This is a genomic window from Geobacillus sp. JS12 (assembly GCF_001592395.1).
In the GTDB taxonomy this organism is placed as follows: Bacteria; Bacillota; Bacilli; order Bacillales; family Anoxybacillaceae; genus Geobacillus; species Geobacillus zalihae.
The window spans coordinates 975,417-988,259 of the sequence record NZ_CP014749.1; the positions used below are offsets into that span (position 1 = coordinate 975,417).

General features: G+C 53.0%; 8 protein-coding genes and 3 pseudogenes. All 11 read left to right on the top strand.

The features are described 5' to 3' along the window. The first annotated feature begins 42 nt into the window (after nucleotides 1-42). The 11 genes and pseudogenes from A0V43_RS04790 to A0V43_RS04835 all read left to right on the top strand — a co-directional run bounded on the left by A0V43_RS04790 (nucleotide 43) and on the right by A0V43_RS04835 (nucleotide 12,746). Nucleotides 43-1,406, top strand: a pseudogene (locus tag A0V43_RS04790) (ISLre2 family transposase). Nucleotides 1,407-1,759: 353 nt separating this feature from the next. Further along, nucleotides 1,760-3,594: pseudogene (locus tag A0V43_RS04795) on the top strand (monovalent cation:proton antiporter family protein). Between the two features lie 57 nt (nucleotides 3,595-3,651). Then, nucleotides 3,652-4,575 (top strand): alpha/beta hydrolase, encoded by a 924-nt coding sequence (locus tag A0V43_RS04800; protein WP_063192504.1) that lies wholly within the window; start codon nucleotides 3,652-3,654, stop codon nucleotides 4,573-4,575. Nucleotides 4,576-4,718: 143 nt separating this feature from the next. Then, a complete protein-coding gene (locus tag A0V43_RS20235; RefSeq protein ID WP_250637087.1) occupies nucleotides 4,719-5,801 on the top strand; it encodes a GGDEF domain-containing response regulator in 1,083 nt (360 codons plus the stop codon). Next, nucleotides 5,768-6,325 (top strand): response regulator, encoded by a 558-nt coding sequence (locus tag A0V43_RS20240; protein ID WP_250637088.1) that lies wholly within the window; start codon nucleotides 5,768-5,770, stop codon nucleotides 6,323-6,325. Before A0V43_RS20235 ends, A0V43_RS20240 begins: the two co-directional genes overlap by 34 nt. Before the next feature lie 135 nt (nucleotides 6,326-6,460). Further along, entirely contained in the window at nucleotides 6,461-6,850 is a 390-nt protein-coding gene (locus A0V43_RS04810) for a response regulator (protein ID WP_063192505.1), read from the top strand. A gap of 25 nt (nucleotides 6,851-6,875) precedes the next feature. After that, entirely contained in the window at nucleotides 6,876-9,263 is a 2,388-nt protein-coding gene (locus tag A0V43_RS04815) for an ATP-binding protein (RefSeq protein ID WP_164834605.1), read from the top strand. 183 nt (nucleotides 9,264-9,446) lie between these two features. After that, a pseudogene (locus tag A0V43_RS04820) lies at nucleotides 9,447-10,114 on the top strand (SOS response-associated peptidase). A 13-nt stretch (nucleotides 10,115-10,127) separates the two neighbouring features. Next, a complete protein-coding gene (locus A0V43_RS04825) occupies nucleotides 10,128-10,532 on the top strand; it encodes a thiol-disulfide oxidoreductase DCC family protein (protein ID WP_063192507.1) in 405 nt (134 codons plus the stop codon). A 59-nt stretch (nucleotides 10,533-10,591) separates the two neighbouring features. Beyond that, on the top strand, nucleotides 10,592-10,990 hold the full coding sequence (locus A0V43_RS04830; RefSeq protein WP_063193807.1) for a hypothetical protein: 399 nt from the start codon (nucleotides 10,592-10,594) through the stop codon (nucleotides 10,988-10,990). Between the two features lie 235 nt (nucleotides 10,991-11,225). After that, nucleotides 11,226-12,746: a bifunctional ADP-dependent NAD(P)H-hydrate dehydratase/NAD(P)H-hydrate epimerase gene (locus tag A0V43_RS04835; RefSeq protein WP_063192508.1), complete on the top strand. Its 1,521-nt coding sequence runs from the start codon at nucleotides 11,226-11,228 to the stop codon at nucleotides 12,744-12,746. Nucleotides 12,747-12,843 lie beyond the last annotated feature (97 nt).

Sequence of the window (12,843 nt, forward strand, 5' to 3'; positions counted from 1 at the left end):
GGTGATTGTCAACATCAACCGAAAACAGGAGGGAGAGAGTCCATGAAACATCTTACCACAGAATGGCCTTTATTAAAAGAGTTGGAGGAACAATTGTTGAGAACTCTTCAAAAGGTGTTCGCTGTCTTGTTGGCGGCCCTTTTGGAGGAGATCGATCAACAACTGGCGGAAGCGCGGGACAAGCGCCGGTATCAGCTGAAAGACAAACGGCTGACTACGATCCAAACGCTGTTTGGGGAAGTGACGTTCCGCCGGAACTACTACTATGATCGACAAACGGGGGCGTATACGTTCTTGCTGGATGCCGAACTGGGCTTTGATGGAGCGCAGTCGATCAGCCCTTGCCTCGAGGAAACGGCGGTCGAGTTGGCCGTCGAGTGCTCTTCCTACCGCAAAGCGGCTCGCACGCTGGAGTCGATCGTGGGGTATGCGGTCCTCAGCCACGAGGCGATTCGCCAACTGGTGCTGGAGGCCCTGTCTCGCTGCATCACCCTGTTTCCAAACGGCACGGCCGGGTGCTGTTTGTGGAGGCCGATGGACTGTTTATTTCCCGCCAGGGGAAAGGGAAACGGGCGAAAGAAGAGAAAATCCTGGCGGTTCACGAGGGATGGAGACGAAACGGGTCGCAGCTTGAGCTGGTGAACCGGCGCCACTACCTCCATGAAGGGACGGGGGACGTGTGGGAACGGTTTGAGGAGTGGCTGATGAAGGAATATGCCTATGATCCGTGCCAAGACCTATTGGTCATCAACGGCGACGCGGCGTCGTGGATCACGGCCTGCCGGGAGTATTTTGGGAAGCGGGCGTGCTTTCAGCTGGATCGATTTCATGTGGCGCGGGAGCTGCGTCAGTGTCTGTCCGGCCATCCGCGTTGGCGGGAGGTGCGGAAGAAGCTGGCGAAACAAGATGAAGAAGGGCTTCTCGTGGAGCTGAACAGCGCGGTCGGCACGTTGGAGGACGAAGCGAAAGAGAAGCAGCTGGCTGCCATGATCCGCCGGATCGAGTCGATGCCGGGATGCATCCGGGACTATCGGGGGTGGCTGTCGGAGCAAGGGGTGGAGACGACCGGCATGCGTCCGATGGGCCATGCGGAGAGTGTGATGAGCCGATTTGCGCATCGGGTGAAATCCCGCCGCAGCTGGAAAGACCAAGGGCTTCGGGCGTTTCTGAGGGCGATGGCAGCCCGAATCGACGGGATCCGGTGGAGAAAGGGGCCGTTGGAGGCAGAAGAGCTCCAGTCGGCCGTCTCGGCCTCAACAAAGTCCAAGCGGATCGAACAGGCCAAACGGAAGGCCGGACGGTTGTGGATGGATGTGGTGCGTCAGAATATACCGTGTCTGCAACAGTCATCCGGGACGCCGATCCATCAAGCGTTGTCGGCGCTCCGGGATGGTGGTTGGGTGTAAAAAAATGGAATATCGTATCATCGCCTCAAGATGAGGGATGAGAGTCCGAAAGCGCTTACGATATGAATTCCTGAAAATGGTTCGCTAACTAGTGATTGACAACGCTCGTAGTGAATCGAAAAAATGTTCTCCACAAAGTCTTGACTGACTCATTTAAAGCCGCTTAGTTGCGTCATAGCTCAAAATCCGTTAAGATGAAAATCTTAGAAGACCGGTGTAGGAAGGGAATAGACGTTGTCCAAACAGGAAATGAAAGCAATGATGTCGCTTTGACTAAAAACGATGCGTTAGAAGAAACACGGCGATTGGTAACCGGTCTTGAAGAATTGGATTTGCGGAAAGGGGAAAGGGTTATGGCTGAACAGTCATCCATCACTTCGTTATTGATCGTTGTTGTCGTTGCTTTTTTGACACCAATTTTGCTGAACCGCCTTCGGCTGCAATTCATTCCGGTTGTAGTGGCAGAAATCATTGCCGGCATTGTGATCGGCAAAACGGGATTCAATCTTGTGCAATCGGATATGTGGATCGAAACGCTGTCAACGCTAGGATTTTTATTTTTAATGTTTTTAAGCGGTCTTGAAATTGACTTTTCGATGTTTGCCAAACGTCCAAAACAGGAGGGCAAGCGAGAGAAGGAGCCGAATCCATTCGTCATTGCCCCGTTGATTTTTATCGCCATCTTTGCGTTGTCTTATGGTCTTTCGTATTTGTTTGTCGTTCTAGGTTACGTAGACAACGCCTTTTTAATGACGTTGATCATATCGACCATTTCCCTCGGTGTCGTCGTGCCAACATTGAAAGATAGCCATTTAATGGATACGACGATTGGACAAACGATTTTGCTTGTAGCTGTTATTGCGGATTTGGCGACGATGATTTTGCTCGCCGTTTTCGTCTCTATTTATGAGCCGGGACACGGGAGCACATGGCTATTGCTCGGTTTGTTTGCGTGCGGGGTCGTCTTTTATTTTGTTGGAAAACATTTTAAAAAACGTTCGTTTGTCGAGACGATGGCGAAAGGGACGATTCAAATTGGCACCCGTGCGGTGTTCACGCTAATGATTGTGCTTGTCGCTTTATCGGAAACGTTCGGAGCGGAAAACATTTTAGGAGCGTTTTTGGCTGGGGTGCTTGTTTCGCTGCTTTCGCCGAATAAAGAGTTGCGTCGTCAGCTTGATTCGTTCGGGTATGGATTTCTCATTCCGATTTTCTTCGTTATGGTTGGTGTTGATTTGAACTTGCGCTCTCTTGTGGCGGAACCGGTTGTTTGGGTGATGATTCCGCTTCTCTTTTTGGTGCTAGTTGTATCGAAAGTGATCCCTGTATCCGTCCTTCGCGTTTGGTATGATATGAAAACGACATTGGCTGCTTCGTTTTTGCTTGTGTCGACGCTGTCGCTTGTGATTGCAGCGGCGGCCATCGCCAAACGGATTGGGATGATCGATGAGACGATGGAAGGGGCGCTTATTTTAGTTGCGGTGCTTTCAAGTATTGTTGCGCCGATTTTGTTTAAAAAGCTGTTTGTTCGAGTAAAGGACGAACGGAAGAAGACGGTGTCGTTCATCGGTGTCAACCAGTTTACATTGGGAGCGGCTCGGGAGCTTGATGTGGATCAGTACAATGTGCGATTGTTTCATATTCAACGGGAAAATATAGAGCGGGCTGGGACGGATGTTGTTTTTCCCATTGTGGAAGTTCCTGATTATATGAAAGAAACATTGGAAAAACACGATGCTTTCGCCGTCGATATTGTTGTTGCGTGGACTGGAAATGAACAAGTCAACGCGGAAGTTGCTTTGGCAGCGAAAGAGAAGGGGGTTCAGCGCGTTTTGGCGTTGGCTGAAAGTTCGCGGGAAATTCATCGGCTGGATGAAGCCGGTGTTGAAGTACTGTCCGTGCTTCGCTCATCGATTTCGATGCTGCGGGCTTCGATCGAATCGCCAAGGGTGGCTAAAATGATGGTGAATAAAGATACGGCGTTGCATGAAGTGATGATGAACACCCCTGCTTATCATGGTGTGATGCTTCGCCAGTTTCCGTTCATGGGTGACTGCATTATCGTCCGCATTTTTCGCGAAAATGAGTCAATTGTTCCCATGGAGACACTGCGCTGCAAATGGGTGACCGTCTTATTGTTACTGGTTCGAATGAATATGTGGAACAGTTGCGCCACTGGCTTGAATAAATGAGGCAATAAGAGGTTGGTCGAGACTATGAGTATACTTAGAGAAAGGGGAGGGCGATGGAATTAGACCGAAAACCGATTGCATCCGTCCGCCGCATATGGCTCCCATTGTCCATGGCCATTGTGTTGCTCGGGACATTGGTTTGCATTGGGCTGTCTGTTTACGTCGGTTGGCAACTAACGCATAAACCGCGCGCGCCGATTGTCGTCACGCCGAAAGACTACGGCATGCCGTATGAAAGTGCGACATTTGCAAGCAAAGATGGAAAAACGGCGCTCGAAGGCTGGATCATTCCGCCTAAAGGAGCGGCGAAGATGACGGTCATTTTTGCCCATGGGTATGCCGGCAACCGGATTCAGAAAAACGTGCCGTTTTTGCCGCTCGCCAAGTGGCTTGTTGACGACGGGTACCGCGTCATCTTGTTTGACTTTCGCGCCAGCGGCGAGTCCGAAGGCGATATGATTACGATCGGCGTCAAAGAGAAAGACGATCTGCTTGGCGTCATTGATTACGCGAAAAAGCACTTCGATGAGCCCATTGCCCTGTATGGTGTTTCAATGGGGGCGGCGACATCGATCTTGGCGGCGGCAGAGGACCAGGATGTGCGCGGGGTGATTGCCGACAGCCCGTTCAGCGACCTCGAATCGTATTTGCGCGCCAATATGCCGGTATGGACGCATCTGCCGAACGTGCCGTTTACGTACTTGATTTTGGCGATCGTTCCGGCGCTGGCTGATTTGGATTTGGGCGTGTCTTCGCCCATCCATGCCGTCGATCGTGTCGCGCCGAGGCCGATTTTGTTCATTCACAGCAAAGACGACCGTTCGATTCCGTATGAAGAAAGCGTAAAACTGTACAAAACCCATCCGGATGTGTTTCAGCTATGGCTGACGGACAAAGCGGATCATGTCAAAAGTTTCTCGTTGTACGGCGGCCAATATGTGAACCGCATGCTTTCTTTTTTACAATCGCTTGAGTGACAAAGGCTAGAAAAATAGATTTGATCGTGTACAGCACAACAAAAACTATATATAATGAAAAATAGTGGAACGGCTTCGGCGGTTCCTTCTTTTTTGTGCCGTTTAAGAAGAGGAGATGAAAACGGGAGGGGCAGCGTCCGGCCATGGACAAATACAAGGAGCATTTTTGGCGCAATATTCGTTCTAAATTGGAACAATGGGAGCGAGCGGAAACGATTACGTATGAAGATGTGCATCGGTTTTTCCATAATATTGCGGGTACGGCGGCGGTGATCGGCATGGAAGAGCTTGGGGAAAAAGCACGGCGTCTGCTGGAGCGACTTGAGTCAGAAAGGGAACAAGCATGGACGCCTGCGGCTTTGAAGGAGCATGTGTACGAACTGATGCATTGGTATTACGATGAGACGTATCGCGACATTTCACCCCATTTTTCACTTTCGAATATCGTCGTTGAGGAAGCACCGTTGATGTTGATGATTGACGATGACCCGCTTTTTCTCATGTTTATGAAAGAGCAGATGGAGAAAGCAGGATGGCAGGTGGCCACCGTTGCCCAGCCGGAAAAGGCAGTGGCGCAATTTTATGAGGTGAGGCCCGACTGTGTGGTGATCGATGTCCACATGAACGGCACGGACGGACTGACGGTCCTGAAAGAATTGAAAGGAGCGCTTGGCCAACAATTCGTTCCGACGGTCATCATCAGCGGCGATGACCGGGAAGAGGTGCGGGTGCAAAGTTATGCGCTGGGCGCCGACGATTTTATGGTCAAACCATTTTCTATATCCGAATTTCTCATTCGTGTCAATCGCTTGCTTGAACGGAAAAAGCAGTTGGAAGAACTTGTGCTTGTCGATGAATTGACGCGCTTATACAACCGCAAATATTTGTCCGAAGCGTACCGGCAGATGGAGAACGAGCGGGAGCGGCACGAGAAGCCGTATTGCATTGCCTTGCTTGATCTTGATCATTTTAAACAGATTAACGACCGATACGGCCACTTAGTTGGAGATGTGGTGCTGCGGGAATTTGCGTCGTTGCTTCGGAACAGGACGAGGCCGAATGATTTGGCGTTTCGGTTTGGCGGCGAGGAATTTCTTCTCTTTTTGCCGAAAACGCAGGAACAAGACGCCTTTGAGGTCATCGAGCGGCTCCGCAGCCAGTTTCGCTCCATCCCTTTTCTAGAGGAGATGAGGTGTTTTATTGCACCTTTTCTTGTGGAATCGTAGAAGTCAATATAGGTGGAATGCTGCTTGATGAATGGCTTGAGCAAGCGGACGCGGCGCTATATGCGGCCAAAAACGGCGGGCGCGATCGGACGGCGGTTGGGGGGAGGATCAGTGGTGGACAGCAACGGAGAACGGTTAAACTGGCGGTCGTTGATGATGATGTGATTGTCCGTACGATTGTGGTTGATCTTCTGGAACATATTGTCCGGGAACGGAAAGAGCAGTATGACGTGCAGGCGTTTGCGGATGGGGTATCGTTTGTCGAATCATCGTGGCATGAGGACCGTTCGCCGTGCCTTGTCATTTTGGATGGGGTGATGCCGAAAATGGATGGCCTTGAAGTATTGCGCCGTCTCCGAAGCCGTCCCGATGCTTCGCGCTATAAAATTATGATGTTGACGATGCGGCAGAGTGAAGAAGACATCGCGCGGGCGCTTCAGTTGGGGGCGGATGATTATATTACAAAGCCGTTTAAACGGCTGGAGCTCGAGGCACGGGTGAGCCGGTTGCTGAAACGAATGTAGTGCTGTGTCGGCCGCCCATGTCCGAGTGGGGTCATTCCCGTTGGGCATCGGGGAGAGTAGAGGAGGATTTGTCTTTGGCTGGCAAAGAGTAAAGCAAGCGGCGAACATGATGAATCAAGGGGGGAGGAAGAACGATTGAAACGGATTTTGCTTGTTGAGGATGAGGATGTGCTGCGCATGTTGGCAGTCGATTTGTTGACGGATGAAGGGTATGAGGTGGACGAAGCGGCCGATGGGGCCGAGGCGCTTGCACGGCTGCGCGAATGCGACTATGATTTGATTGTGTTGGATTATATGCTGCCCTTTTATAGCGGCCTTGAAGTGCTCGAACACGTTGATTGCCGCTGCCCGGAGAAACGTCCGAAAGTGATCATGCTGTCAGCGAAAACCGGGCCGGCTGATCAAGGGCGGGCGTTGGCTGCCGGTGTGGATTGGTTTATCGAGAAACCGTATCGCCCAACCGAATTTGTAAAGAAAGTGAATGAGATATTGCATGAAACCGGTGATCATGAGCTTTCGTCGTAGCCTCTCAGCCCGATTTGTATTCTTGATGGCTGTATGTACGGGGGTGTTTCTTGTTGGTTCGGCGTTGTTTTTGATGTATCAGCAGTCGCTCGTCCGTTCATTTGAGGCGGCGCAACAGAAGCTTGAACAAAAGGAAATGCTCACTCGACAGCTTGATCGGGCGTTTACGCAGGCGTTTTTTGATGTGCGGGGGTATTTTGCGTTCGGACGCCCGGTGTTTAAAGAAAGCGTTTTTCAACAGCAAGAAACGATCGATCAGTTGTTGAAGGAAATGGAACCATTGGCTTCCCTCCCGGAAGATAAACGGTTTCTTCGCGATGCCCGCGATTTTTTCATCCGCTATTTCGAACAACTCGTGCCGAAGGCGGTGGAGGCGTTTGAGCGCGGCGACCGCCGGGAAGTAGCGCTGATTGCCGAAAACGGCGGGACGGCGGCGGTGCAAAGTTTTCAAAAGCGAGTGGCTCGTTATCATGATGCGTTGATTGATCAAATGAAACAAGAATATGTGCAGTTTAAGCAAAAGCAACAATACAGTCAAGCCGCCTTTATCGCCTTGATCACTATCTTGCTCGTTTTGCTGCAGCGGCTTTTGCGGCTGGCGGCGAGGCAAATCGGGCGTCCGCTGCAGCAGTTTGCCGCTGCGGCGGAACAGTTCGCCAGGCAAGGGGAAGTGGCTGAATGGCCGACGTTTGATGAACGGGAAGATGAAATTGGCAAGCTGTCGAAAGCGTTCAAGATGATGATGGAGAGCATCCATGAAAAAGAGGAGCACTTGTTGGCGCAAAATGAAGAATTGCTTGCCCAACAAGAGGAGCTTGAGGCCCAGCAAGCCGAACTGGAGCAAGCGCTGGCGATGGCGGAGCGCCGCGAGCAGGAGCTGGCGCGGCGCAATGCCCTTATTAAAGGAATGGCACAATCCCTTGATAAGAAGGAAGTATTAACCAGCATCATCGATCATTTGTGCGCCATCATGAAGGCGGAACGGGGCATTATCGTCGCGATGGATGATGAGCGGAGGCATGCTTCGTTCGGTTTATCAGCGATGAGCGTCCAGCGGTTTTTGCACCAGCTGTACAACGGCCTTGAACACCGTCTGCTCGAGACGAAACGTGCATTTGCAGTGCGCCGCGAGCTGCCGATGTTTGAACGCGGTTACCATGATCGGCCGCTCTATTCGCACGATTTGTTTGTTCCCGTGTTATCGCCAGACGATGACATAGAGGCCATCATCGTCTTAAGCCGGTTTGGGGCGGCCTTTACGGATGAGGAAGCGGCTGAGGCAGAGCAGCTCGGCAGGCATATTTCGATTTCTTTGCAAAAACTCACTTTGTATGAAGAAGCAGAAAAAGACCGCCGTCTGACAGAAGAGATTTTCAATCATTTGCATGAAGGCATTCAACTTGTCGACCTTCAAGGAACAAATAGGCTTATGAACGGGCGGATGAAAGAATGGTTCGGCGCCGCGGCCGACGGGTGGGACGGGATGCCGTATGCCAAATGGAAGCAGCAGCTTTGCACGTTGGCCGTCGATGAGCGGACCCTTGGCGATTTTCTTGATCAAGCTGTGTTTGGATCAGCCGATCAGTTATCGGTTATGATGTATGAGCTGAAAGAAAAGCGAATGGTGATGGAAGTGTATGCGGCGCCCCTTTACCGTGGGGAGGCGAAATTTGGCACGATTTTCGTTCATCGTGATGTCACCAAGCAGGCGGAAGTGGACCGAATGAAGTCTGAGCTTGTCAGCACGGTCAGCCATGAATTGCGGACGCCGCTTGCGGGCATTCTCGGTTTGGCGGAGTTGTTGCTAAACAAACCGCTTGCGCCTGAACGACAGCGCAAATATGTGAACGCGATTTATCAAGAGGCAGAGCGGCTGACCGCTTTAATCAACGATTTTCTTGATGTGCAGCGTATGGAAGCCGGCCGGCAAACGTATCGTTGGGAGCCGGTTGATCTTGTTCCGATCATAGAAAAAATCATCGACGCCGAAAAAATGGGGACGGATATTCATACGTTTTCCGTCTTGGTCGAGACAAAGCGGACGATGATCCGCGGCGACGGCGAGCGGTTGCGGCAGCTGTTTGCGAACTTAGTGCATAATGCGGTGAAATATTCGCCTGACGGGGGGGCGATTGAGGTGCGGGTGTATGAACAAAAAGGTTGTCTGTGCGTCGATGTGCGAGACGAAGGGCTCGGCATCCCAGCCGAAGCGTTGCCGCATATTTTTGAAAAGTTTTTCCGCGTTGATAACTCGGATCGCCGCCGCATCGGCGGAACAGGACTTGGCTTGACGATTGTCAAAGAAATTGCGAAAGCGCACGGCGGTGAGGTAACCGTCGTTTCGGAAGAGAAAAAAGGAAGCACGTTTACGGTTCAGTTTCCTCTAGCACCGGTGCCGCAAGAGGTGAACTGATGCTTTTTTCATCAAGCAGCCGGATTTCCCTTCCGGCTGCTTTTTTTGTAAACTGATAAGGAAAGGAATGGAATCATCTAGAAAGATGGTGAAACATTTGTTTTTGCTCCAATGCGTTGTTGACAGTTAGAAGGTGGAAGATGGTCTGCTTCTATCGAGCTAATGAGAAGAAGGGGGAAAAGCATGTGCGGACGGTTTACCTTAACGGTTGATTTGTTGGCGTTGCAGGAGCGGTTTCACTTCCGTTATCAAGGCCTGCTCGCGCCCCGGTTCAACATCGCCCCGGGTCAAGATGTGTTGGCCATCGTCGCCGAGGAGGGAGAAAGAGTCGGGAAAATGATGCGCTGGGGGCTTGTGCCGTTTTGGGCGAAAGATGCCCGCATCGGCGCCAAGATGATCAACGCTCGGGCGAAAACGGTCGATGAAAAGGCGAGTTTCCGCCATGCGTTCAAACGGCGGCGCTGTTTGATTTTAGCCGATGGATTTTTCGAATGGAAAAAGGAAGGAACGAAAAAAGTGCCGTACCGGTTTACCCTCAAAACGGGCGAGCCATTTGCCTTTGCCGGACTGTGGGAGCGCTGGAAAGGGCCGAGCGGGCCGCTTGAGACGTGCACGATCATGACGACGAGGGCGAACGAGCTCATCGCCCCATTCACGACCGGATGCCGGTCATATTGCCTCCCGAGCGGCATGATGACTGGCTTGATGCAAGTTTTGATGACAGCGAGTATTTGAAATCGTTGTTGTTGCCGTATCCGAGCGGCGAGATGCGCATGTATGAAGTGGCGCCGCTTGTCAACTCGCCAAAAAACGATGTGAGCGCTTGCATTGAGCCGGTTGACAGCCGGTGAATGGGGGAATCGAATGCACCCGGTCATTTTGTTTGACGGCGATTGTTTGTTTTGTCATGCAAGTGTTCACTGGATCGCCGCCCGCGACCGGAAGGCGGTGTTTCGTTTTGCCGCACAACAGAGCGATGTCGGCCGGGCGATATTGGCGGCACAAGGTGCGGCGGGAGGGGATAGCGTCGTCCTTGTTGTGAACGGTCGTTGCTATGTGAAATCAGACGCCGTCTTGCGCATCGGACGACGTCTAGCCTGGCCGTGGAATGGGCTGGCGGCTGTTGGCTTTCTCGTTCCAAAGCCGTTGCGCGACTATATGTATGACGCGATTGCGAATCGCCGCCACCGTCTTATTCCCAAGCAAGACCGTTGTCCGTTGCCGCCTCCTGAACTGCGGGCGCGTTTTCTTGATGAATTACCGCAGTGAAGAAGGAAAATGCGGCCGTTTGTCGTATTGAAAAGGGAAAGAAACGTGGGGGGATGGACATGGCAAACGGAACAACACGGTGGCTTGATGATTGCACGCCTCGGGCGCTTGAGCATTTTGCCGATGAATTGATCGCTATGGCCGAACAAAGGGAGGACGAGGCTCGGCGCCGGTTTTACGAAGGCATGGCGGTGGCGGCGAAACTCATCGCGCTCCGTTGGGAAGGAAAATGTGCCTATATTGATGATCATTTGCTTGATAATGTATACGAGGCGTTGGCTGTCTTTTCATTGGAAAAGCTTGAGGAAACGCTGGCCGTGGAGACGGAAGAGGCGCATGGCGGCGGCCGCTGCTCATTTTGTCTCAAAGAAAAACCAAGGCTGGCCAAAGGTCCGCTGGCGGCCATTTGCGACGATTGCCTGCAGTTTGGGCTGCAAGTGATCGCCAAGCAGCCGTAATTGAGGCGGCGGTCATCGTGAAGGCGATGGCCGTCGTTTTTCTGCATAGCGGATAAGCGGGTAGGACAAGGCGAGCAACGCGGAGATAAAGTCGATGACGCCGCTCCAATGAAAATGCGCCCAGACGCAGCCGCTGAGCGATGTGCCTCTAATAAGAGAAAGCGGTTTTGCACGTCTTCTACTTGGAAAAATTGTACAATGGCTATAGGAAGAATAATGGAAAGGGGAAGCGCATATGATTCCGATCGTAACATCTGATGAAATGTATGCCATCGACCGAGAAGTGACGGAGTGGATCGGCATCAGCGCTGACTCGTTGATGGAAAACGCCGGACAGGCGCTGTTTTGGGCGCTGAAGAAGCGGATTCCGCCCGCTGCCAAGGTGGCGGTGCTCGCGGGCACGGGCAACAACGGCGGCGATGGGTTCGTCATCGCGCGCATGTTGAAAAGTTATGGCTATGAAACCGATGTCTGGCTCGTTCCGCCAAAGGAAAAGGTGAAAGGGGCGGCGCGCACGGCGCTTGAGGTGTACGAGCGGTCCGGATATTCGTGGATTCCGTATGAAGGGAATGAACGAGAGTTTGCGATGCGTGCGCCGCACTACGACGTGATCATTGATGCGCTCCTTGGCATCGGCGTCAAAGGGGATGTGCGCCAGCCGTACAAAGACATCATTGAACAAGTGAATGGCTCGCGGGCGGTTGTATATGCCATCGATGTGCCAAGCGGAGTGCCGGCCGGTGGTGGGGATGTGGCTGCAGCGGTACGTGCGGATGTGACATTTACCATTCAATGCCCAAAGCTTGGGGCGTATACGTTCCCAGCAGCCGATTATTACGGAGAAATCGCTGTTGTCGATATCGGCATCCCGCCGCTAGCGGTGCAGGCGAAGGCGGCTGCCCGGTTTTTGTGGGAAAAGAGCGATGTGGTGCGGACGATGCCGAAGCGAACACGGTCATCGCATAAAGGAACGTACGGCAAGCTGCTCATTGTCGGCGGGTCCAAGGCGATGGCCGGAGCGGTGACGCTCGCCGCCAAAGCGGCGCTGCGAAGCGGGGCCGGACTTGTGACCATGGCGGTTCCGGAAACGGTGTACGAGGCGGTTGCCAACCGCGTGCCGGAAGCGATGTGCCGACCATGGCCGGCCGAGGGCGGCGCGTTTGCCGGCGCGGCCGATTGGGATGGGCTGGATGTCGATGCGCTCGCCGTTGGACCAGGAATGGGGCGAACGGAAGGGGTTCGCCGCTTGGTCAATGAGCTTGTGCGCCAGCCGGTGCCGCTTGTCATCGACGCCGATGCCTTGTTTTTTTGGGGCGATTACGCCGAGCTGGTGCGCGAACGGAGCGCGCCGACGGTGATCACGCCGCATCCGGGGGAAATGGCGCGCCTCCTTCGCCGCCCGGTCAGCGAGGTGGAACGCGACCGGTTTGGCGTGTCGAAGCGGCTGGCGATGGAATATGGCGTGTATGTCGTGTTGAAAGGGCCGTATACGATTGTGACGGCGCCGGATGGATCGCAATATGTCAACACGACCGGCAACCCGGCTTTGGCGAAAGGCGGGAGCGGCGACGTGTTGACGGGCATCGTGGCGGCGTTTTTGCTGCAGCACGAGGCGGTGCAGCCGGCGGTGAGCAATGCGGTGTTCGTGCATGGAAAGGCTGCTGATAGGCTTGTTCAACACGGTCATTCGCCCTGGGATGTATTGGCGTCGGACGTTGTGGATGCCTTGCCGGCTGTGCTTGCTTCGCTGACGTGATCAACCGCTTCAATGAAAGGAGCGCTGGGGGATGAACACGATTCCAGCCGGTTTGCGATGACCGGCTGGCGTTGTCTTTTTCCTGCGCATAAGGCAT

Bases quoted from the DNA above. Each gene is read 5' to 3' on its own strand.
- A0V43_RS04800 (WP_063192504.1), top strand. From the start codon at position 3,652: ATGGAATTAGACCGAAAACCGATTGCATCCGTCCGCCGCATATGGCTC.
- A0V43_RS20235 (WP_250637087.1), top strand. From the start codon at position 4,719: ATGGACAAATACAAGGAGCATTTTTGGCGCAATATTCGTTCTAAATTG.
- A0V43_RS04815 (WP_164834605.1), top strand. From the start codon at position 6,876: ATGGCTGTATGTACGGGGGTGTTTCTTGTTGGTTCGGCGTTGTTTTTG.
- A0V43_RS04825 (WP_063192507.1), top strand. From the start codon at position 10,128: ATGCACCCGGTCATTTTGTTTGACGGCGATTGTTTGTTTTGTCATGCA.
- A0V43_RS04830 (WP_063193807.1), top strand. From the start codon at position 10,592: ATGGCAAACGGAACAACACGGTGGCTTGATGATTGCACGCCTCGGGCG.
- A0V43_RS04835 (WP_063192508.1), top strand. From the start codon at position 11,226: ATGATTCCGATCGTAACATCTGATGAAATGTATGCCATCGACCGAGAA.